The sequence below is a fragment of the Kitasatospora sp. NBC_01302 genome (assembly GCF_035976515.1).
In the GTDB taxonomy this organism is placed as follows: domain Bacteria; phylum Actinomycetota; class Actinomycetes; order Streptomycetales; family Streptomycetaceae; genus Kitasatospora.
In genome coordinates, this window is sequence record NZ_CP108404.1 from 2231038 (window position 1) to 2249584 (window position 18547).

Annotated in this window: 31 protein-coding genes and 1 pseudogene; 24 read left to right on the forward strand and 8 right to left on the reverse strand. The window is 69.7% G+C overall.

Annotation, left to right across the window (positions count from 1 at the left end; genetic code table 11):
- Positions 1 to 2: 2 nt before the first annotated feature.
- Both OG294_RS09175 and OG294_RS09180 read right to left on the reverse strand, forming a co-directional pair.
- A complete protein-coding gene (locus OG294_RS09175) occupies positions 3 to 353 on the reverse strand; it encodes a hypothetical protein (RefSeq protein WP_327065947.1) in 351 nt (116 codons plus the stop codon).
- Complete coding sequence (locus OG294_RS09180; protein ID WP_327065948.1) at positions 353 to 673, reverse strand: HNH endonuclease; 321 nt, start codon at positions 671 to 673, stop codon at positions 353 to 355. Before OG294_RS09180 ends, OG294_RS09175 begins: the two co-directional genes overlap by 1 nt.
- Before the next feature lie 573 nt (positions 674 to 1246).
- On the opposite strand from OG294_RS09180, the gene OG294_RS09185 reads away from it, so the two are divergent.
- The 14 genes from OG294_RS09185 to OG294_RS09250 all read left to right on the forward strand — a co-directional run bounded on the left by OG294_RS09185 (position 1247) and on the right by OG294_RS09250 (position 6910).
- Complete coding sequence (locus tag OG294_RS09185) at positions 1247 to 1459, forward strand: hypothetical protein (protein ID WP_327065949.1); 213 nt, start codon at positions 1247 to 1249, stop codon at positions 1457 to 1459.
- A 37-nt stretch (positions 1460 to 1496) separates the two neighbouring features.
- The gene (locus tag OG294_RS09190) at positions 1497 to 1892 is read left to right on the forward strand and encodes a hypothetical protein (RefSeq protein ID WP_327065951.1); all 396 of its coding nucleotides are present in this window, start codon (positions 1497 to 1499) and stop codon (positions 1890 to 1892) included.
- A gap of 29 nt (positions 1893 to 1921) precedes the next feature.
- Entirely contained in the window at positions 1922 to 2755 is an 834-nt protein-coding gene (locus OG294_RS09195; protein ID WP_327065952.1) for a hypothetical protein, read from the forward strand.
- A 53-nt stretch (positions 2756 to 2808) separates the two neighbouring features.
- Positions 2809 to 2994, forward strand: a complete 186-nt coding sequence (locus OG294_RS09200; RefSeq protein WP_327065953.1) for a hypothetical protein — start codon at positions 2809 to 2811, stop codon at positions 2992 to 2994.
- Between the two features lie 45 nt (positions 2995 to 3039).
- Complete coding sequence (locus tag OG294_RS09205) at positions 3040 to 3348, forward strand: antirestriction protein ArdA (RefSeq protein ID WP_327065954.1); 309 nt, start codon at positions 3040 to 3042, stop codon at positions 3346 to 3348.
- Positions 3349 to 3460: 112 nt separating this feature from the next.
- Positions 3461 to 3793, forward strand: coding sequence for a hypothetical protein (locus tag OG294_RS09210; protein WP_327065955.1), 333 nt, complete (start codon positions 3461 to 3463; stop codon positions 3791 to 3793).
- Between the two features lie 161 nt (positions 3794 to 3954).
- Positions 3955 to 4128 carry a hypothetical protein gene (locus OG294_RS09215; RefSeq protein ID WP_327065956.1) on the forward strand — a complete coding sequence of 58 codons (174 nt, stop codon included), beginning with the start codon at positions 3955 to 3957 and terminating at the stop codon, positions 4126 to 4128.
- Positions 4125 to 4358: a hypothetical protein gene (locus OG294_RS09220; protein ID WP_327065958.1), complete on the forward strand. Its 234-nt coding sequence runs from the start codon at positions 4125 to 4127 to the stop codon at positions 4356 to 4358. Before OG294_RS09215 ends, OG294_RS09220 begins: the two co-directional genes overlap by 4 nt.
- A 56-nt stretch (positions 4359 to 4414) precedes the next feature.
- Positions 4415 to 4885: a hypothetical protein gene (locus tag OG294_RS09225; protein ID WP_327065959.1), complete on the forward strand. Its 471-nt coding sequence runs from the start codon at positions 4415 to 4417 to the stop codon at positions 4883 to 4885.
- Positions 4886 to 4953: 68 nt separating this feature from the next.
- Positions 4954 to 5154, forward strand: coding sequence for a hypothetical protein (locus OG294_RS09230; RefSeq protein ID WP_327065960.1), 201 nt, complete (start codon positions 4954 to 4956; stop codon positions 5152 to 5154).
- Between the two features lie 52 nt (positions 5155 to 5206).
- Positions 5207 to 5701 (forward strand): hypothetical protein, encoded by a 495-nt coding sequence (locus OG294_RS09235; protein WP_327065961.1) that lies wholly within the window; start codon positions 5207 to 5209, stop codon positions 5699 to 5701.
- Between the two features lie 93 nt (positions 5702 to 5794).
- On the forward strand, positions 5795 to 6274 hold the full coding sequence (locus OG294_RS09240) for a hypothetical protein (protein ID WP_327065962.1): 480 nt from the start codon (positions 5795 to 5797) through the stop codon (positions 6272 to 6274).
- 28 nt (positions 6275 to 6302) lie between these two features.
- Positions 6303 to 6509: a hypothetical protein gene (locus OG294_RS09245; RefSeq protein ID WP_327065963.1), complete on the forward strand. Its 207-nt coding sequence runs from the start codon at positions 6303 to 6305 to the stop codon at positions 6507 to 6509.
- Between the two features lie 35 nt (positions 6510 to 6544).
- Complete coding sequence (locus OG294_RS09250) at positions 6545 to 6910, forward strand: hypothetical protein (RefSeq protein ID WP_327065964.1); 366 nt, start codon at positions 6545 to 6547, stop codon at positions 6908 to 6910.
- Positions 6911 to 7527: 617 nt separating this feature from the next.
- Here OG294_RS09250 and OG294_RS09255 read toward each other — a convergent pair.
- Positions 7528 to 8292 carry a hypothetical protein gene (locus tag OG294_RS09255; RefSeq protein WP_327065965.1) on the reverse strand — a complete coding sequence of 255 codons (765 nt, stop codon included), beginning with the start codon at positions 8290 to 8292 and terminating at the stop codon, positions 7528 to 7530.
- Between OG294_RS09255 and OG294_RS09260 the strand changes: the two genes are divergently transcribed.
- A complete protein-coding gene (locus OG294_RS09260; protein WP_327065966.1) occupies positions 8285 to 8596 on the forward strand; it encodes a hypothetical protein in 312 nt (103 codons plus the stop codon). The genes OG294_RS09255 and OG294_RS09260 overlap by 8 nt on opposite strands.
- A 261-nt stretch (positions 8597 to 8857) precedes the next feature.
- On the opposite strand, the gene OG294_RS09265 is transcribed toward OG294_RS09260, so the two are convergent.
- Together OG294_RS09265 and OG294_RS09270 are read right to left on the reverse strand one after the other, a co-directional pair.
- Positions 8858 to 9103, reverse strand: coding sequence for a DUF397 domain-containing protein (locus OG294_RS09265; protein ID WP_327065967.1), 246 nt, complete (start codon positions 9101 to 9103; stop codon positions 8858 to 8860).
- 2 nt (positions 9104 to 9105) lie between these two features.
- Entirely contained in the window at positions 9106 to 9945 is an 840-nt protein-coding gene (locus tag OG294_RS09270) for a helix-turn-helix domain-containing protein (RefSeq protein WP_327065968.1), read from the reverse strand.
- Between the two features lie 255 nt (positions 9946 to 10200).
- Between OG294_RS09270 and OG294_RS09275 the strand changes: the two genes are divergently transcribed.
- The 9 genes and pseudogenes from OG294_RS09275 to OG294_RS09315 all read left to right on the forward strand — a co-directional run.
- Complete coding sequence (locus OG294_RS09275) at positions 10201 to 10674, forward strand: ATP-binding protein (RefSeq protein ID WP_327065969.1); 474 nt, start codon at positions 10201 to 10203, stop codon at positions 10672 to 10674.
- Positions 10675 to 10762: 88 nt separating this feature from the next.
- Positions 10763 to 11113 (forward strand): hypothetical protein, encoded by a 351-nt coding sequence (locus OG294_RS09280; RefSeq protein WP_327065970.1) that lies wholly within the window; start codon positions 10763 to 10765, stop codon positions 11111 to 11113.
- A gap of 47 nt (positions 11114 to 11160) precedes the next feature.
- Positions 11161 to 11457: a hypothetical protein gene (locus OG294_RS09285; protein WP_327065971.1), complete on the forward strand. Its 297-nt coding sequence runs from the start codon at positions 11161 to 11163 to the stop codon at positions 11455 to 11457.
- A gap of 96 nt (positions 11458 to 11553) precedes the next feature.
- Positions 11554 to 12078, forward strand: coding sequence for an NUDIX domain-containing protein (locus OG294_RS09290; protein WP_327065972.1), 525 nt, complete (start codon positions 11554 to 11556; stop codon positions 12076 to 12078).
- A 173-nt stretch (positions 12079 to 12251) separates the two neighbouring features.
- Positions 12252 to 12386: a hypothetical protein gene (locus OG294_RS09295; protein WP_327065973.1), complete on the forward strand. Its 135-nt coding sequence runs from the start codon at positions 12252 to 12254 to the stop codon at positions 12384 to 12386.
- A 14-nt stretch (positions 12387 to 12400) separates the two neighbouring features.
- Positions 12401 to 13570: a cupin domain-containing protein gene (locus OG294_RS09300; protein WP_327065974.1), complete on the forward strand. Its 1170-nt coding sequence runs from the start codon at positions 12401 to 12403 to the stop codon at positions 13568 to 13570.
- Complete coding sequence (locus OG294_RS09305; protein WP_327065975.1) at positions 13567 to 14463, forward strand: aldo/keto reductase; 897 nt, start codon at positions 13567 to 13569, stop codon at positions 14461 to 14463. The genes OG294_RS09300 and OG294_RS09305 overlap by 4 nt, the downstream gene beginning before the upstream one ends.
- On the forward strand, positions 14447 to 15283 hold the full coding sequence (locus tag OG294_RS09310) for a hypothetical protein (protein ID WP_327065976.1): 837 nt from the start codon (positions 14447 to 14449) through the stop codon (positions 15281 to 15283). Before OG294_RS09305 ends, OG294_RS09310 begins: the two co-directional genes overlap by 17 nt.
- Before the next feature lie 346 nt (positions 15284 to 15629).
- Positions 15630 to 16292, forward strand: a pseudogene (locus tag OG294_RS09315) (carbohydrate-binding protein); the annotation flags it as partial.
- Positions 16293 to 16378: 86 nt separating this feature from the next.
- Here OG294_RS09315 and OG294_RS09320 read toward each other — a convergent pair.
- The 3 genes from OG294_RS09320 to OG294_RS09330 all read right to left on the reverse strand — a co-directional run bounded on the left by OG294_RS09320 (position 16379) and on the right by OG294_RS09330 (position 18527).
- The gene (locus OG294_RS09320) at positions 16379 to 17173 is read right to left on the reverse strand and encodes an SGNH/GDSL hydrolase family protein (protein WP_327065977.1); all 795 of its coding nucleotides are present in this window, start codon (positions 17171 to 17173) and stop codon (positions 16379 to 16381) included.
- A gap of 236 nt (positions 17174 to 17409) precedes the next feature.
- Positions 17410 to 17769, reverse strand: coding sequence for a glyoxalase (locus OG294_RS09325; RefSeq protein ID WP_327065978.1), 360 nt, complete (start codon positions 17767 to 17769; stop codon positions 17410 to 17412).
- A gap of 149 nt (positions 17770 to 17918) precedes the next feature.
- Complete coding sequence (locus OG294_RS09330; protein WP_327065979.1) at positions 17919 to 18527, reverse strand: hypothetical protein; 609 nt, start codon at positions 18525 to 18527, stop codon at positions 17919 to 17921.
- Positions 18528 to 18547 lie beyond the last annotated feature (20 nt).

Sequence of the window (18547 nt, forward strand, 5' to 3'; positions counted from 1 at the left end):
TCTCAGACGCGGTTTCCCCAGCGAGCGCCGATAGCGTCGCGGGCGTTGTGGCCGCGCTTGGGGCCGTCGCCCTCACCGCGGATCTTGGCGAGGTGGCCGGCGGCCTGCGTGCGGTTCAGCTGGGCCTGCGCGATCCCGGGGTGCAGGACCATCATGTCCTTGCGGTTGCCGCCCTCGATCATCTGGCCTTCGCGCTTCACCACGGCGTCGAGCTGGGCGGCGCGAGCGAGCATCGGCGCGGCGATGTCGATCAGCGTGAGGTCGGTCGGCTCCAAGTCCAACTCGGTCTCGTACAGGGCGACCAGCGCGGCGCGGATCTTCGCCGCGTCCTTCTCACCTGGGTCGATGTTCATCAGACCTCCCCGGGGTGGCGTCGGCGGGTTCGGATGGGCTGCCAGCGGTCCGCGGTGGCCCGCTGGCGGGCTCGGCCGGCGTCGGCCGCGTCCTTGCGCAGGACGTGCCAGTCGCACAGGGCCCGCAGGTTCGTGGGGTCGTCCGGGCCGCCTTCGGAGGCGGGGACGATGTGGTCGCAGTGGCGCGCGGGCTCGCCGCACGGCTCCCCGGTGTCGTACCGGATGTGCTGGCACATCCAGGAGTCGCGGTTCATCACCGCCCGGCGAAGGCGGGCCCAGTGCGGGGGAAGCGGCGTCGTGCGGCGTGAACTCAACGGCACGGCAGCCTCCTTGGCGCAGGGCCCCGCCAGGTGCTCGACCACGACCGGGGAGAGAGGACCGATCGGGGAGCGTTGCCCTGGCGGGACTGCGAGGGGAGGCCGACCGGGGTGCCGCAGCAACAGGTGCGCGCACGCGCGTAAGCCGCCTCCATATGTATTAAGGCAGCCCGGTTAACACGCCGACCAACGCCGCGGCCTCACTCTCAGTGGTCAGTTCGTGGCAATGAGTACATCATTGCTGGTCACGCTGCGTAGATGATCCAGAAGAAGGGATCGGCCGGCGTTCGTATCGGATCTCGGCTGCTATGACGCTCCGGGCAATGAAGGAACGCGCGCGGGAGGCACCCCCCGGGTGCCCTTGGATCGACCGTCGAACCGTCGCCGACGCGTCGCTATAGCCGTTGTGGCACAAGGGATTTGGCTTCGCTTCGCGCAGGCGCGCGTCTTCCGCCTTGGCGAGGCCGAGCGTTTGGGCATGTGTGATGGGCATCACACCTCCAGCGTTTGACCTACACGCTTCCGGCCATGCAGTGTTGCCCTCAGAACGAACGAGCCAAGCGAAACGAGATCACGATGCGTAACCACATCACCCCCGCTGCTCTGGGTCTGGCCATGCTGCTGGCGGGCAACCCGTGGCAGACGCACAACTGGGGCGGGGGGATCGCGGCGGCCCTGCTGACCGGCCTTCTGGCGCACGGGGTGCAGCGGCTGGCCGGTCGCTTCCGGCGGCCCGTGCAGTGCCCGGCAGACGTTCCGGCGGTCGACGCCGACCGCGACGACGCCTGAGCCGTTACCCCACCCCACTCAACACCGGAGAACACCCGTGCGTGCCCGCCTCACCCTGTCCGCACTCGCCCTGTCCGCCGTGTCCGCACTCGGCGGATGGGCGGCCGGAAGCCACCACGCACCGGCCCCAACTCCGCCGAGCATCACGGCGGATGACGTCTACGCCGTACTCGGCGAAGGGCAGACCGTAGCGGCAGCCTGCGGACGGGGGCACGAAGCCTGCCAGGCGGCCCTTGACGGCTCGCAGGGCATGGCGCTGGCCGGGCAGGCCGTGACCTTCTGGGAGGACGGCACGTGGTCACTCACGGGCAGCGGCCCGGCCAGTGAAGACGCCTACGTCCGCGCCTTCAACGACGGATGGGCCGAAGGCATGCACGACGCATGCGAGCAAGGGGCGGCCTACGCCTGCAACTGGCTCTCCGGCACCAACTGACCACCACCCGCACCACGCAAGGACGCACCATGAACGCCACTCTCGCCCCCGAACTTGCTGCCACCGTCGATCAGTTCGCCCACCGGTGGGACACCGCACAGAACCTGATCAACGAGTGCGCCGCGCACGACTGGGCCCGGATAGCCATCGTGATGGACGTCTCGGGGTTCCTTGAGGACGGGGACCACTGGTACTCCACCGAGGCCGAACAGGTCCGCGCGGCGTCCAACTACGCGACCGCCAAAGCCTGGTTCGAAGCCGAGTGCGGGCCGATCGGCGGCACGTGGGACGACACCGGATGGATCATGTACAACGCGGACGACCCGGCAGCCGTCGCGGTGGCGGAGCGCGTGACCGGCTGTCTCCACGGATACCCGCTGTTGGACGAAGACGACCACAGCGAGCGCGAGCACGTCGCCATGGTCGAAGAGATCGAAGGCTCACCCCTCACCCTCCCGGACGGGGTGGACGGCGCGGACGTGCTGCGCGAACTGCCCTGTCCCCAACTCGGCAGCATCACCATGGACATGGTGGAGGACGCCCTGTCCGGCATGGGGTACACGGCCTGCTCGGACTGTGACGAGTGGCTGACCGTGATGTCCGCTCGGAGCGGCGAACCGCTCTGCCGTGAATGCGCGTTGGAGGAGTCGCGTCCCGTCGAGACGTCCAACTTCCTGATGCCCGGGGCTGAGCAGTGGCAGGCCCGCACCGTCTACGGCCACGGCAAGCCCCTGACCGCCGTTCTCCTGCCCTACCTGGACGGCTACGCAGCCCAGCAGGGGGCCGCGTACCGCGAGGACGTCCGCGCCATCGTCCGGGGCTCCCGGCAGGGATACCGCGCCGTGTACGGCCGCGCCGCGTAGGCAACAGGCCCCACCCCCTCCCAACTCCCGCACCACCGAACGGAAGCACCACCATGACCCGCACCGACATGATCCGCCTGTCCGGCTACTGGCCCAACCTGGCCAAGCTCGGCATGGACCACCCCGACGACGTACACGCGATGTTCGACGCCTTCCGCGACATGCGCGACGACTCCGAATTCGGCCCCGGCCTTGACCTACTGCTGAGCGAGCTGTTCGACGCCCCCGACACCGTCTGACGCGCCCCCGCACCTCCCCCGCACCGACCCGAGAGAGACACCACCATGAGCCGCACCGCCGACTACCTGACCGAGCTTGCCGAAGACGCCGGAATCGTCGCAGAGCTGGAAGCCCTGACCGCCTACGCCGCACTCGTCGGCAACGCCGAGTACGCCGTAGCCACCTTCGAAGACGCCTATCAGGGCCAGTGGGACGACCTGGAGGATTTCGCCCATGACCAGCTGATGGAGATGGACGACGAGTACCGCGCGGCGGTCGAGAGCTGCCGGGGGTGGCGTCCCCACCTGGACATGATCGCGTGGCAGTGCGACTACGCCCACACCGAAGGCAACTACGTCTTCCAGTCCATCTGAGCTGTGCCCCCTTGGTGAGGGCTCAGCGCCCCCGCCGGGCCCCCGCCAAGGGTGCACAGACACCAGGTCCCACCCTCTCCCTTCCCCAGCAGACACCCCCGGAGGCACAGCCATGTCCGAGAACACCCCGAACCCCACCCCCTCCGACGTGAACGAGACGTTCACGGCGCTGGTCGCCGACCTCCCCGACCCGGAGATCAGCGCCAGCGAGGACGAGTTCGCCTGTGAGGACTGCGGCGGCCTGATCGAAGCGGCGGCCCCGCTGTGGTTCAACATCACCCGGCGCGCGGACGGAACCCCGGCCCTGGACGTGTACGGCGTCGGGATCGAAGCCGCCACGATCAGCTGTGCCGACTGCGGCCGGGACGCCGGGGACCACCTGAACCGGCTGATCACCGACGCCATGTGCCCGATTGACGCGGCGCTGACCGGCCTGGAGGTCTGAGCCGCTTCGGTGGCGGCCGGACACCCCGGCCCCTGCCGTAGCCGCTCAGGCAACAGGCCCCACCCCCTCACCGTCCCGGAGGTTCCGCCATGTCCGCAGCGCTGCTCCAAAGGCTCGTTGACCGAGTACACCGTAACGAACGCGACTGGGAAGCCTCTTTCGTGGCCCACGTGCCCAGTTACGACCCCACCACCGCCGACCAGCCCGCCACCGACGAAGACATGGGCGAGTGGGACGACTTGGACGACCAGCGGGCCCACGACGCGCGTGCCCTGCTGCTCGACCTCACCCGCGAACTCGAAGCCCTCATCCGCGAGATGGGGGCGGGCAAGTGATCAGCGCCGAGGACTTCGCGGTTCTCTCCCACTGGGCCTACGCCGACCGCATCGGGGCCGACGTCGCCGACCCGGACGGCACGGCTACCGCCCGGCTGGCCGACGCCGGATACCTCGCCCCCGGAGCCGTCCACGGCATGTGGCGCATCACCCGGGAAGGCCGGGCCGCCCGGGGCGCGTACCTCCGAGTCCACCCGATCGGCAAGCGCGTCGGCGGCATCCCGTTCTGATCGGCCCCGCTGGCACCAGGCCCCACCCCCTCCCCGACGAAGAGAGCGAAGCACCGATGAACCCCCGCACCACCTACGCCAGCATCCGGGCCACGGTCCGCGACCACGCCAGCACCCACGGCGCGAAGGCGTACGCCACCAACGACGACTCCCCGAGCAGCAGCCCGGACGTCCTGGCCCAGCGTCTCGCACGGCACGGAGCCCACCACGTCGCGACCGTCACCCCCGGCCCCGGCGGAGCCGTCACCGTCGAGTGGCCCCGGCCCAAGCGCACCGTCCGCGTGGTGTGGCTGCCCGTCGTCCAAGCCGCGTGGGCCAGCGACCCGGCCGACCTGCCCGAGTGGACCCCTGACAGCCGGGCGTACGGCAAGGGAGCCGAGGACGCGGGCAGGATGCGCGGCTGGCGGCTCAGCCGGGCCGGATACCGGGCCTGGGCCGAAGCCGTCGGCCTGACCGGCGACGACGGCGAGTGGTTCGCCTACGAGACCGGCCACACCGACTGGTGGATCTCCTACGAAGGCCGCTGACACCAGGCCCCACCCTCCGGCCGGCCTGGCACCAGGCCCCACCCCGACCCACCCCGCAGGAGACCTCCGTGCCCCGCTTTGCCGTCTACATCAACGACACCAGCACCTACCGCTACGAGGTAGAGGCCGACGACTACGAGGCCGCCGAGGCCGCCGGGTTGGCCATCTTCGAGAGCGACGACCGCGAGAGCGGCTACAGCCACGGCCACGAACCAGAGGTTCCTGAACCGGAGTTGCTGGACGCGCTCCCGCTCCCCGTCGCGGCGTGACCACCCGCCGCTGACACCAGGCCCCACCCCCACCCCATCCCAGGAGATACCAGTGCCCACCCCCGCCACCCTGACCACCACGCTCCGCCTGCCCGGCGAGAAGAAGCCCGTCGTCGTCACCACCCCGGCCCAGCGCGGCGCACAGAACAAGCACACCAAGGCCGTGCAGACCGCGCTGGACCTGCCGACGCTCAGCAGCCCCGGCAAGGCCGTGAAGATCGGGCCCGGTCCCCGCCCCGCCACGAAGCCCAGCAAGGTCCGCAGCAAGGGCGCTGGCTGGCAGCGCTGGACCGAGAAGGACGGCACCGTGCGCTACGGCGTCGCCAGCGACACGCACCCGAGCGTGCTCGGGCTCGACTGCCCGGCGGTGGCCAAGCCCCGTGCCCGGTACCGCGTCGTCGTCCCGGCCGACGGCGGCGAGGCGTTCGCCATCGTCACCGCGCCCGGCCATCCGTGGATGCGCGACCGCGACACCGTCATGGTCCCCGCGCTGCTTCAGGACTGCCTGCCCGGCCTGCTCGTCAGCGGCACCGTACTGGCGGCCTGACCCGCCCCGGTGCGGCCCGGACACCCTCCGGACCGTGCCGAGGCCGGTCAGACACCAGGCCCCACCCCCGATCACCCGCAGGAGAGCAGCAGCATGCCCAAGTACATCGTCGCCGTGGACGAGATCCGCGTGCACTGGGTGCCCGTCCTCGCCCCCACCCCCGAGGCTGCCCAGCGCGAGGCCGAGCGCATCGTGGCGGCCGACCGGAAGGTGTGGTTCGACCACACCGAGCCCCTGGTGGTCGGCGACGCCCAGACCGAGGCCGAGTGGGACGCCGAGCAGGAGGCCGTCGACCGCCGCAGTGGCGGGCACCAGGCCCCACCCCGGGCCCGCCACCAGAAGCCCACCCCCGCCCAGAAGTTCACCGCTCCCCGCACCGACCACCACGGCGACGACACCCCATGTCCGCCCGCCCACAAGCACACCAGCAGCGGCAAGCCGCTCGTCGCCGAGTGCCCCGGCCGCGCGTACTCCAAGGCCGTCTGCACCTGCCGCGAGTGGTCGATCAAGTCCCCCGGCAAGGGCTACGTGGACGACGAACGCCGCCGCCACCTGCGCACCGCCCACGCCTGACACCAGCCCCCCCCCCGGAGGAATCCCTGTGCACGCCCCCGAGCCGTTGCGGGTCATGGACCTGCCCCGGCACCTGACCTTCGGCTACGCCAGCCCCAGCACCGCCCCGCACGTCGCGCTGGTGGACGATCCCGGCCGCCGCGCACTGTGCGCCCCGCATGCTCCGCTCGTCGCGGACTGGGCCACCAACGGCGAACCGCTCTGCCCGGCCTGCGCGACGCTCGTCCAGCTCTGACACCAGCCCCCACCCCGCCCACCCCGGAGACACCAGTGCCCACCGCCACCATCACCACCACCGGCTACACCCTCACCTACCCGCCGATCAGTGACCGGCCCCCGATGGCCGTCCGGTTCACCGTCGCCCCCGACGACAAGGGCACGTGGACCGTCGAGCGCCAGGCGCACGGAGCGGCTGGCCGGATACTCGGTGGCGACCAGCCCCGCCGGTACTACGGGGATGAGGCCCAGGTCCGGGCCGAAGCCGCCTACCGGGGTCTCCTCGTCCGTGAGTGCCTGCACCTCGGGCAGATGCTCGGCATCGAGCTGGAACCCCGGGACGTCCGCTTCCGCAACGGCTGCCCGACCCTGGACGGGATGGACGCCGGCCAGTGGCTCGAAGCCGTCGGGACCGGCTGACCGGCCCGCTGGCACCAGGCCCCATCCCCTCGCCCGGCTGCCGTCACCCCACTGTCGGTATGCCGGGTGTCGGACCCCGAGTTGGGTTGAGTCCCACCGCCAGGGGCTTATGTATAGATATTTTTTAAATGTCAATAAAAAAGACATTATGACATAGACCCTTACGCCGAGTACCCCAACCAATCACCCCAGGTAACCAAGACCGGGGGTCGCCCCACCGACCGCAGGAGACACCAGTGCCCACCCCCCGCGCCCCCTGGATTCCCGGCGGAGGCACCGCCCTGGACTGGGGGCTGCGCATCCCATGCCCCGTCGGGGTGGGGCCAGCCGGCCTCTCCGGCGAAGGCGGCGCGGTCTGGTGCCTGGACTGCGGCGACCGGTACACCGGGCGCCCCGCCCAGGTCGGCGACGACCACAGCCACCGCGACGACGCCCACCACGCCGCCCGCCTCCACGCCGACGCCCACGAAGCCGAGTTCCGCCGCTTCGTCACCGCCGAGCGCACCCGCGAAGCCCGCGAGAACTCCGGGTGGACCACCCGCGTGCACGCCCTCGTCGTGGCCGCCAGTGGGGAGGACCCCGACAGCGGGGTCTGGTGGGACGGCACCGGCTACCGCCTAATCCCCTACGGGGCCCGCATCGACGCCAAGGGCCGCCGGGTGCGCCGCCGCGTGGTCGAGCTGGTCATCGCCGCCGGGTTCCTCCGGCAGGAGGAGAACGGCGACGTGCTCGCCACCGCCGACGGCCGCGCCATGCTCACCATCTGGCGGCACCACCGCGCCGACCTCGCCGAGCCCTGGGCGGTCCGCCACGAACCCCAGGCCCTGCCCCCGCTCCCCGGCGGCCAGGAAGCCGCCCGCCGCCGCGAGGCCGCCCGCCAGCGCGCCGTGGAGCTGGAGCGCTGGCGAGCTGAGACCCGCGCAGCTTTCCTCCGTCGGCAGGAACGCGCCGAGCACGCCGAGGCCGAGGAACGAGCCGCCCGGGAACGGCAGAAGGCCGACGAGTGGGCCGAGCGCGAGCGCGCCCAGCGGGCCCGTGCCGGGCGGGACATCGAACTCACCTGGTCCGCGGTGGCCGCCGGCCGCTGGACCGTGACCGGCTCCGGCCACGACCGCCGACTCGTCGTCACCCTCAACACCACCGACTTCGCCCACGACTCGTACGAGATCCGGGAGAACGACGTCTTCCTCGCCCGCCACCGCTACGAGCACCAGGCCGCCGCCGAGATCCGCCAGCTCCTCGCCGACGGCGTCGAATTCGGAGAGCGGATACCAGAGCCCACCCCCGCCCCTCCCGGCCACCCTTCGGTCGAAGTCCCCGCCGGCCGATGGCACCAGGCCCCACCCCGACCCACCCCCGAGAAGGAGAATGCCCTTGCCCATCCACCCCGACAACGTCCTGCCCGACGGCCGATGGAATCCGCGGTGCTTCGAGTTCGCCTACGAAGGCCGCAAGGGCCGCTACCGGGTCGTCCGGGGCCTGGGCGAACAGATCGGCACCGTGGAGAAGCACGGAGGTGTCTGGATGCCCAAGGACACCACCGGGGCTTGGGTCGGAGCCGCCGCCGGCCGACGGGGCTACCTCACCCGCCGGGTCGCCGCGATCGAGCTGTCCATCGCCGTGCCCTTGCCTCCGCCCGAGGAAGAGGAGAAGTACCGGGTGGCACCAGGCCCCACCCCCTCGTAGGTCCACGCCCGCTATGTCCGTACCCGGGCCAGCAACTCCCTTGGCGTCGGGGTGGACAAGGGTCGCCAGCTCCACCCCGCCGTCGGAATGCCAAGGGCCGGAGCCCGATTTTGTTTGAGCTCCACCGTTAGGGCCCTGTGTCTATGTCTTCTTGGAATGCCACTCCAAAATGACATTCCGACATAGACCTCTACGCCGAGTAGCCTACCCTCAGCAACGCGAACGCCCCGGCCCGTTGGGACCGGGGCGTTCGTCACGAGGTCAGAGGCCGAGTTGCTTGCGGATGGCTGCGATGCCGTCAGCCATCGCAGTGAACTCCTCCGGCGTGAACCGCAGCCCGAGCAGACCAGGGTTCATGCTGTCTCCCACGAAGACACCGGTCGCCACTCCGCTTGCATCACGCCCGGTGGCCGCAAAGTCCACGCAAGAACCGTTCGCCTCGCTCAGCGGCGACTTGAACCGCTCTTCTACGGGCGGGGTGATGTCGTACAGGTTCTGCTTCTTCATGGCTACTGTTCCTTGATTACTGTTCTGATGAGTTCTACCGAAGCGGCGGGGCTCAGCGCCTGCCCCACCAGGTAGTCGAACCGCCTCCGGCGAGCGCGGACTTCCCTTGGGTCCTCAAGGATGGAGACGCCCGTCCCCGTATCCATGGAGGCCACCCCTGGGTCGTTCGGTGCCGGGAAATCCATGATCGTGAGGTTCGTCTGCGATGCCGCAGCGGCGCCAGCCACGAAGGGGATAATGCGAACGCTCACGTTCGCCTGCTCCGCCATTTCGATTACCCTATGGAGCTGCTTTTTCATAGCCAGAGCCCCGCCGACCTGGGCTCGTATCGCCGCCTCGGAGAACACCGCGTTGACGATCACCGGCCTATCTGACCTCGTGACGATGTCCTGCCGCTTCTGGCGAACGGCATGCTGTCCAGACATCTTCTCCGCGCCGTTCTCACGAACGCTCTGGTCATCAAGGGCCGCCATGTAGGCGGCAGTCTGGAACGGCCACGGAATCAGGCCGCCCGTGGCAACCGCGATCTTCGAGGCGGTGTCCTCGATCTCGATCAGCCTGACGAGACTTCGGGGAAGGTGCGACAGGTACTCGGTCCACCACACGTGCTCGGTTGCACGCGCCTCCCGAATCTCCGCGAGGAGGTCGAGCCTCGTCGGCTGGTCAACGCCGTATAGGTCCAGCATCACCCGCAATTGCTGGTCCGTAGGGAGCTGTCCACCCTTCTCCATGAGCGAGATCAGGTCCTGTGACTTGCCGATCTTCGCACCGACAGCACCCTGCGTGAGGCGCGGGCGCACGTCCAGCCGCAGCGTCTTCAGTCGCCGGCCGACGCTGGCCATGGCTCGGGACGTTTGGGGTTTCGTCGCCACGCGCTACCTCCCTGTCCAGCGGCAACCCTCTTGGGAGGAGGGTAGCGCGCAGAACCGTGGACTATGCCCCTGGGGGGTGATTTTTTGACGAGTCATCACGAAGGGCTTGCGTACGAGTGCCTCGTACGAGCAACATCGGTGATGCACCAACCGCAACGGTCCGATGGCGGAGTGTAGTGCGTCCGCCATGGCGCACGGCCCCCTCCGGCTGATCCTGGAGGAGCTGTGCAAGAACTGCTCGATCACGTCCACCTCAGTGGCCTGGTTCGACTGATTCGTTCCGAAGAGTTCCCAGGCATGCCGGAGTCTGTTTCGCTCGCCCGGAAGTTCATCCGCAGCGTCTGCAAGGGCATCGGGGTGGACCTGGACAGCGCCGTGCTGCTGGTCAGCGAAGCGGCAACTAACGCCGTCGTGCATGCCGGATCACCCTTCAGGGTGACCGTCGTCGCACTGGTCGGCAGACCGCCGTGGATCGAGGTGCAAGACCGATCGCCGGAGCGCCCCAAGCGCCGGGTCGCCAGCTCGGAGGACGACAGCGGGCGTGGACTTGAACTGCTCGACGCACTGTCAGTGTCCTGGCACACCGACGTAGATAAGGCTAGCGGCAACAAGATCATCTGCTTCACTCCCAAGGGGGATCAGAATGAGTCTGGCACCGAAGCTGACCCCGCAAGTGGTCTTACGGCCCTTGCCAGTTGAGGACGGTACGGCATGGCGGGGAAGCCGCATCACCGTGGAGGAGATATCTCCTCAGGAGATGCAGCGGCTGTCTGAGCCGGACTTGCCCATGCGCCTCGTGGTCAGCGGCGTCATCCACGACCCGACCGGCGAGGCACCTCCGCCCCTGCTGGAACTTCGTGTCAACTGGGCCCTGCTGGCGGAGCTGAAGTCCCAGATCCACAGCATGCAGATGCGGCGCTTCACCGAAGCAAGACGGAAGCCCCCGGCACCCCCAGAGCCGCCACCCCCCGAAGAGGCCGTCGTCCTGCCCCTGGCGGCCCGCCGCGAGCCCGGGGCCTGGCTGGCCGCCACCCTCACCCCGAGGCAGATCGCCGAGCGGCGAGACACCTGGACCCCGCCGGGCACCCTGAGCTACGTCCACGCCAGCCTTCTGAGATCCGATGAGGTCTCGGCGTGAGCGCGGGCCGAAAGCAGCGACTGGCGTGCATTGCCCGCCCTCTCTTGGTGCCCGACGGCGAAGGCGGCCTGACGCCATCCCGCGAGACCGTGTCCCTGCTGTTGCTGCCCGGCTTCGGCCGGTACAACTTCCCCACGGATGAGCCTGGCCTACAGGTCATCGGATCGGTTCTCCACATGCGGGAGTTGGCCGTCCGAACGCTGCGGATCACCGGCGTCGGCAACGACGGTCACAGGTACGTCCTGGAAGAGATCTTGAGGCTTTCGGGCCTCTCCGATACCCCCCAGCTCACGCTGGGGACGTTCCCGCCGCTGGCTCCGGGGAAGGCGCTGGCGCGCGGATGACGCGGGGGGCCGGCATTCCGAATCCCCCCGGATGAGCCGGTCCCCTGCGGTTGGAACCGTAAGTCCCCTGCCTGGGGACAGAACTGAGGACGAAGAATGACCGAGACCATCACCGGCACGCCCGGAGTGGATCACTTCGCGGACCCGGCCCCGCGCCGAGCCGGAGCGCTCGCCCTGGTCCAGAGCGAAGAGGACGGCCGCTATCTGGTCGTCCGCAGGGGCTACCGGGAGGGCGACGCCGCGTGGGGGCTGCCCGGCGGCTCCGCTGCCCCGAACGAACTGCCCCGAGACGCCCTGGCTCGCACGCTGGCCGAGAAGCTGGATCTGCGGGTGACGGGACCGTCGTCGCGGGGCGCGGTCGGCAGGTGGCTGGCCTCCGATCACGTGCCGGCCGCGCCGGGTCAGTTCGAGGGACGGAACGACGTGTTCCACGTCAGCGTCTGGAACCGCCAGCTCACCCTGTCCGGCGGGTACGTCGACTCCGCGTGGGTGAACGTCCTTGAGGCTCAAGCCCTCCTCGGTGGCCACTCCCTGCGGCGGTTCGAAGAGTCGGTCCACGCCCTCAAGAACGGAACGGTCAGGGAGCTGGTGCACGGCCGCAAGGTCGAGCACGCCCGCTGACGCGCCAGCCTGGCGCCCAAAAACTCCCCGCGTCGCCGTCTCCTTCCGACGGCAGCGCGGGGGCACCACCCCCGCTCCACAGCATGCCCGGTGCGCGTTTGGGCTACCTGAAAGCGGGGTGAACGGCGCTCCGCCCAACCGGGCGGAGTGAAGTGGAAAGAAGGGACAGCACGATGCCCGAGATCGCCCAGAGCACGACGAAGAGCGACGGCCTGATCGTCTCGCGGCGGGCCATCGCCACCGCCCGCTCCCGTGACGCGCAGGCGTCCGACGGCGGCAGCACCGGCAAGACCGACAGCAACGACTGACCGGGAGCTGCACCTTGACCACCATTGACACGGTGGTCCGTCTGCTGGGCGGGGACTTCCCCGCCCAGCAGTTCGGTCGCACCTACCGCCATTGGAAGGGCGTCGGCGACTTCGCCGACTTGCTCACCTGGGATGACCTGAATGCCATCGTCGCCCGGAATCGTCTGGAGCCGCCCCGGCTGCGGCTCTCCGCCGATGGGGACATGATCCCCCAGCACGCGTACACCACCGCGGTCACCACACGCCGCAACACGATCTGGCACCGCATCGAGCCGTCGAGGATGCACGCGCAGCTCGCGGACGGCGCTTCCCTCGTGCTGGACGCGGCCGACGAAATCCACCCCCGCGTGGGCCAGTTCGCCGAGGCGCTGGAGCGCCACTTCCGGGCCGGGGTGCAGGTCAATGCCTACGCGTCGTGGACGCCCCGCGAGGGCTTCGGCATCCATTGGGACGACCACGACACGGTGGTGGTCCAGCTTGAGGGTGCCAAGCGTTGGCGGATCTACGGCCAGACCCGGTCTGACCCGCTGTACCGAGACACCGAGGCGCCCGAGGCCCCGACCGGCGAACCGTTGATTGAGCTGGTCCTTCGCGCCGGAGACATGCTCTACATGCCGCGCGGATGGTGGCATGCCGTTGGCGCGGTCGAGGGCCGGTCGCTCCACCTGACATGCGGGATCAAGTCCACGACGGGCTCCGACCTGATCACCTGGATCGGCGAACGCGTGCGGACCTCGGACGCTGTGCGCGCCACCCTGCCCATCCATGCCAGCCCCAGCGAGCAGGCCGCCTACCTGGACGTGCTCCGCAAGGAGATCACGGCGGCCCTGCACGACGGGGTGATCCCGGAGTACATGGCGGCCGGCGACGCGATCGACGTTGGCAGGCCGGCACCATCGTTGCCGAACGTCGAGACCATCCCTGCTGACCCGGCGCTGAAGGTCCACTTCACCACAGCTCGGGCGCGCGTCCACACCGACGAGGACGGATTGACCGTCCTCACTGCGGGCGGCGAGGAGTGGAGGCTCGCCAGTCGAGCCATCGGCATGATCACTCCGCTGGTCGAGGGGGAGTCGCTGACGATCGGGGAACTCTCCGACCGCTCCGGCCTCCCGGTGGACCAGGTCGCCGAGCTGCTGACGGCCTTGGTTGCGGAGAACTTCGCGGCGGTGGGTCAGCTGTGACTCCATCCCTGGCCCTGGGTACCCACCTGTGCCGGGATGTCCCTGGGGCGGCGGCGTTTGCCGCCGCCCTCGGGGCCACCTGGATCGACACTGCCCCCAACTACCGGGGCGGCTCGGCGCATCATGACCTGGCGCCCGCGCTGCGTACCCATCCCGGCATCTCCGTCTCGACCAAGGTCGGGTTCATCTCCCGGACTGCCGCACTTGAGGCAGTGGCAGCGGGAGCGATCACGCCCGCGCAGGCCGAGGAGGGGCACAGCCTGCGCCCCTCCTATGTCCGCTGGCAGACCGAGCGCAGCACCGTCGAACTCGGACGGCACCCGGAGGTTGTGTTCCTGCACAACCCCGAGCGGATCGGAGAGCGGAACGCGGTTCTGGCCGCCATCTCGCGCGCCTTCGAAACGCTGGAAGAGCTGGTGGCCGCTGGTCTGATCGGTGGGTACGGCGTGGCAACTTGGTCGGGATTCTCGGCCGGGACGTTCACGGTGGCCGACCTGGTTGACGCCGCCTACCGGACGGCCGGCTCACGCCACCACCTACGAGCCATCCAGCTTCCCGTGTCGCTCGTTGCCCTGGATGCCGCCGTGGAAGCGCTGGACAGAGCCGGCCCGATCGGCACAGCAGCAGCCGCTGGTCTGGACGTGTTTGCCTCGTCGCCCCTTCACGGGGGTGATCTGCCCGGCATGATCACCGGTGATCTGGTGGAGCTGATCCACCCAGGGCTCAAGCCTCCCGAGGCCGCCCTTCATGTGGTCGCGTCAACGCCGGGCATCTCGCGGATTCTCCTGGGCACCTCCAACGCGGCACACTGGCAACGGGCTCTCAGAGCCCTAGAGTTGCCCCCGATGCCTGCTGCTGCCCTCCGGGAGATCCACCGTGTTCTATCCCCCTGATGCCGCCACCACACAGCGCATGGTCGTCGCCTGGGAGCACACCCAGGCGGCGACCGGCGGCCTGATCACTCCGGGCCGTGGCTCGCTGTGGGGCTACGAGGGGCGGACCTTGTCCGGCCATGCAACCACCGACAACGGTGAGTCCGTGTGGCTCCGGCTGGTCGGCGAGACGACCGACCGGGCCAACGGCCGACTCTGGGAGGGGCCGGCCGCAGCACAGCGGCAGCTCTCGCCCGGCATTCCCCGGCCCGCCTTGCGCACCATCACTCAGTGGGTCGAGGATGACCACACTTACCGGGCCGAGGTCTACGACCTGCTGACGGAGCAACTGGTCTCGGCGTCCCCGGTCATCGAGACAGACCCCGAACTACCGGCCGAATGGTGGGCGAATCTCCGCAGCGCGATCGACACCCTAGGGTCAGCGGACCCTCTCGACCGGGACGCTTGCCGCGAGGTCTACATCCGACGCCGAGTCCCAGAGTTCACAGGAGTTGTCCCGGGCGAGATCCAATGGACCACTGCACACGGCGACCTGCACTGGTCGAACCTGTGCGGCCCGACCTTGGCCATTCTCGATTGGGAGACATGGGGAAAAGCGCCGGTCGGCTTCGATGCGGCCATGCTGCTAGTGCACTCCCTACTGGAGCCAGCGACAGCTTCGCGGGTAGCCGAGGGGTTCGCTGACGTACTGGACAGCGATGGTGGCCACCTCGCCCAGCTCATCGCCGTGACGCAGATTCTCCAGGCCGCCGACCGGACTCCCTTCTACACCGCCCTGGCCCCTGCCGCTCGTAAGCACCTGGATGTTCTGACGGAGTAGGGGTCCAGTCACCGAATAGGAGACGCCCATGTGGGCGAGTGATGGACCCGAGCGAGGCGCCATGATCAGAAGTCTTGTCTTGGCCGTGCTGCCCGTCGTCATCGGCCGGTACAAGGCAGGGATGGGCATCCGGGCCCTCGCCACCATGTACGCCTGTGACCCCGTTTGGCTCCGCGATCAGCTCGTCAAGGAGGGCCTACGCCTTCGGACCGTCCACGAGGTCGCCGTCGCGCGCGAGCTTGAGCCCGTGCCGTGGACCCCCGTGCGGATGCCTGGGCGGAAGGCGATGCCCTGACCAAGTGGGACCATCGTGGCCTCTTGCATCTCAGGTCGTTTCCGCAGGTCGGGAACAAGATGCAAGGCTAGTGCGTTCTCCCAGGGCTTCACGCCCAACAACTACTCGATCATGCCCTTCGACGGCGGCTTCAACGGCGGCGCCGCCCAGGTCGCCGCGCTGACCGCGTTCAACGGCATCCTGCAGAACACCTTCGGCTGGAGCGCGGCCACCGCCTACGCCCACGAGGGCGTCTCGATGATGAACGGGCGCACCGACGCCGCCGAGTACTTCAGCCAGGCCGACTTCCAGACGGTGCTGAACTTCGCGACCACCAACGGGCTGGCCCGCTACACCTTCTGGTCGGTCAACCGGGACCGCCAGTGCACCCCGGTGGTCGACCCCGGCCTGTCCGGCTCCTGCTCCGGCGTGACCCAGAACCCCTGGGACTTCACCAAGTTCACCACCCAGTTCGCGGGCGCGACCCCGCCGGTGACGCCGCCCACCACCCCGCCGGTCACGCCGCCGGTGACCCCGCCGGTGACGCCCCCGGTCACCCCGCCCAGCTCCCCGGGCACCTGCACCGCGCCGGCCTGGAGCGCCAGTACCACGTACGTGGCCGGCAACAAGGTCTCCTACAACGGGCACAACTACCACGCCAAGTGGTGGACGCTGAACGAGGTCCCCAGCGCCAGCGGCCAGTACGGCGTCTGGGCCGACGACGGCCCCTGCTGATCCCGCGCCGACGCACGGCGAAGCCGCACGGGTGCCTGGTGCACCCGTGCGGCTGCTGCGCTATAGTGCTGACGAGGCGTCAGGAATCAGACTGCGCCGGAGAAGACCGGCAGGTACCCCTGCGACTGACCGTCCGCCGTGGGGTGGTAGCTCTCGTCGATGGGCAGGGTGGTGCTGTGCAGCCACTCGTCGTCGCTGCAGATCTCGTGCCCGGTGAAGGCACTGCGCACGTCGGCGAAGGTGAACCCGGCATTGGCCGCCGCCTTGGCGATCACCCCGTCCAGTGCGTCGGCCGCCCCGTTGATGGCGGTCCGTGAGGTGTCGCTGATCCCGAACCAGCAACTGCCCGGCACTTCGTACAGGTGCGGGTAGCCGACCACGACGACCTCGGCGCCGGGTGCCTTGGCTCTGATCGCCTGGTACAGGTTGCCGAGCTGGCCGGGCAGGGTGTTCTGGGCGTACGACTCGGCGGTGGCCACGGCGCTCTGACAGGCGCTGGTGCCGTCCAGCACGCAGGTCTCCATGGTGTTGGTGAAGCCGGCGTCGTTGCCGCCGATGGTGAGGCTGATCAGGGTGGTGCTGGAGTTGACCGCGGAGAGCTGGGTGTTGAGCACATCACCGGTCTTCGCCCCGGAGCAGGCGACGAAGCTGAAGCTGGCCGGACTGTTGGCGGCGTCCCACAGTTCCGGGTAGGCGTCGTAGCTGCGGCTGCAGCTACCGCTGGAGCTGTCGTAGTTGCCGGCCCCCACGCCGGCCGAGTAGGAGTCGCCCAGGGCGACGTAGTTGACACCTGCGGCACTTGCCGGACCGGCGAAGAAAAGCGTGCCGGCAGCGAACAGCGACGCCACGGCAGCGCCGGAGACAACACGAACGGGGCGCATTGCACCTCCACGGGAGAGTGTTGGGGTTACTCCGTGGTACCAGTGGCGCCGGGTCTCGGGAAGTGCCCATGCCAAAGATGTTGACGGGAATTCTCACTGCACCAGCAGAAGTTGACCCAGATGTCAGCCGGCTGTCGCCTTCCTGGCGAATGGTCGCGAATGCACTGACGGGAGACTGACCGCCGGCTGAGTACCGGCTGGGAGCCCACTGGCGGCAGACGCCACGCCAATCCTCCTCAGTCGCAGACCACTTCCAGCTCGAAACCCTGACCGTCCACCAGGTGCACCGTCTCCCCGGTGTCCACCCGCAGCGTCCAGCCCGCCGCCAGCGCGGCACCGACGGCCGAGCGCGATCCGTACACGGCAAGGTGGTTGAGCCCGGCGCGCAGCCGGTCGTGCCCGCCGGGGCGCAGCGCCGGCGACTGTTCGATCACCAGATAGCTCTCGCCGAGTCGCCAACTGCGGCCGGCGGCCCAGCTCTGGAACGGGGTGCAACCGAGCGCGAGCAGCACCGGAGCCCACTGCTCGGCGGCCAACACCAGGTCGTCCACCCAGAGTTCGACGTGGTGGATGAGACGGCCGCTGGGCCCGGACATGGGCACCTCCCTCGGGTCGCCACCGACCCTAGCCGACCGGCCCGCACGGCTCACCCGAAACGCGCACACCGCCCGCCCGGAACGCCCACAGGTGTGAGTACCGCGCCAGGACCGGCGCTCCCCGGCCGGGCCCCGAGCCCGTCCGGCTCTCAGCCGACCAGCGGGAAGACCTCGCACCCGGTCAGCGGCAGCTCCTCGATCACCTCGTTCGCCGCCGCCGGCACCCCCAGCTGCGCCACCGCCGCGCGCACCGCCGCCCGGGCCTGCCGCAGACCGGGCGGGCCCCAGCCGAGCAGCTCCACCGCCAGGCCCGGCGCCACCAGCAGCCGCCGGTAGTGCCGCCCGGAGGCCGGATCGGGCTCGCTCGCCCCGACCGCGCGCAGCGCGGCGGCCATCCGCACCCGGGCGCACTCGTGGCCGCCGTTGGCCGAGCCGACCCGGTCGTAGAGGTAGCCCAGGTAGTGCGCGGGGCCGATCAGCGCCTGCGCCTCCTCGCCCGCCTCCCGGGCCAGTGCCGCCGCCGGATCGCCGCGGTCCTCGGGCTCCAGCGAACCGCCGGGCAGGCTGACGATCCCGTCCCTGGGGTTCACCAGCGTCAGCACCCGCCCGTCCGGTGCGAACAGCCAGCCCCAGGACTGCTTCACCGGCAGCCCCGGCGGCACCTCCTCGCCCGGCCGCCAGGGCCAGCCCGCCGCCGGGCGGCGCCGGATGCGGCCCAGCAGCTCGGCGATTTCCGCGCTGTACTCGATCCGCTGCATAGCTCTCCCTCCGGGGTCGG

Bases quoted from the DNA above. Each gene is read 5' to 3' on its own strand.
- OG294_RS09195 (WP_327065952.1), top strand. From the start codon at position 1,922: ATGAACGCCACTCTCGCCCCCGAACTTGCTGCCACCGTCGATCAGTTC.
- OG294_RS09205 (WP_327065954.1), top strand. From the start codon at position 3,040: ATGAGCCGCACCGCCGACTACCTGACCGAGCTTGCCGAAGACGCCGGA.
- OG294_RS09240 (WP_327065962.1), top strand. From the start codon at position 5,795: ATGCCCAAGTACATCGTCGCCGTGGACGAGATCCGCGTGCACTGGGTG.
- OG294_RS09265 (WP_327065967.1), bottom strand. From the start codon at position 9,103: ATGAAGAAGCAGAACCTGTACGACATCACCCCGCCCGTAGAAGAGCGG.
- OG294_RS09280 (WP_327065970.1), top strand. From the start codon at position 10,763: ATGCGCCTCGTGGTCAGCGGCGTCATCCACGACCCGACCGGCGAGGCA.
- OG294_RS09295 (WP_327065973.1), top strand. From the start codon at position 12,252: ATGCCCGAGATCGCCCAGAGCACGACGAAGAGCGACGGCCTGATCGTC.
- OG294_RS09225 (WP_327065959.1), top strand. From the start codon at position 4,415: ATGAACCCCCGCACCACCTACGCCAGCATCCGGGCCACGGTCCGCGAC.
- OG294_RS09290 (WP_327065972.1), top strand. From the start codon at position 11,554: ATGACCGAGACCATCACCGGCACGCCCGGAGTGGATCACTTCGCGGAC.
- OG294_RS09255 (WP_327065965.1), bottom strand. From the start codon at position 8,292: ATGGGCAAGGGCATTCTCCTTCTCGGGGGTGGGTCGGGGTGGGGCCTG.
- OG294_RS09320 (WP_327065977.1), bottom strand. From the start codon at position 17,173: ATGCGCCCCGTTCGTGTTGTCTCCGGCGCTGCCGTGGCGTCGCTGTTC.
- OG294_RS09185 (WP_327065949.1), top strand. From the start codon at position 1,247: ATGCGTAACCACATCACCCCCGCTGCTCTGGGTCTGGCCATGCTGCTG.
- OG294_RS09200 (WP_327065953.1), top strand. From the start codon at position 2,809: ATGACCCGCACCGACATGATCCGCCTGTCCGGCTACTGGCCCAACCTG.
- OG294_RS09210 (WP_327065955.1), top strand. From the start codon at position 3,461: ATGTCCGAGAACACCCCGAACCCCACCCCCTCCGACGTGAACGAGACG.
- OG294_RS09330 (WP_327065979.1), bottom strand. From the start codon at position 18,527: ATGCAGCGGATCGAGTACAGCGCGGAAATCGCCGAGCTGCTGGGCCGC.
- OG294_RS09270 (WP_327065968.1), bottom strand. From the start codon at position 9,945: ATGGCCAGCGTCGGCCGGCGACTGAAGACGCTGCGGCTGGACGTGCGC.
- OG294_RS09175 (WP_327065947.1), bottom strand. From the start codon at position 353: ATGAACATCGACCCAGGTGAGAAGGACGCGGCGAAGATCCGCGCCGCG.
- OG294_RS09325 (WP_327065978.1), bottom strand. From the start codon at position 17,769: ATGTCCGGGCCCAGCGGCCGTCTCATCCACCACGTCGAACTCTGGGTG.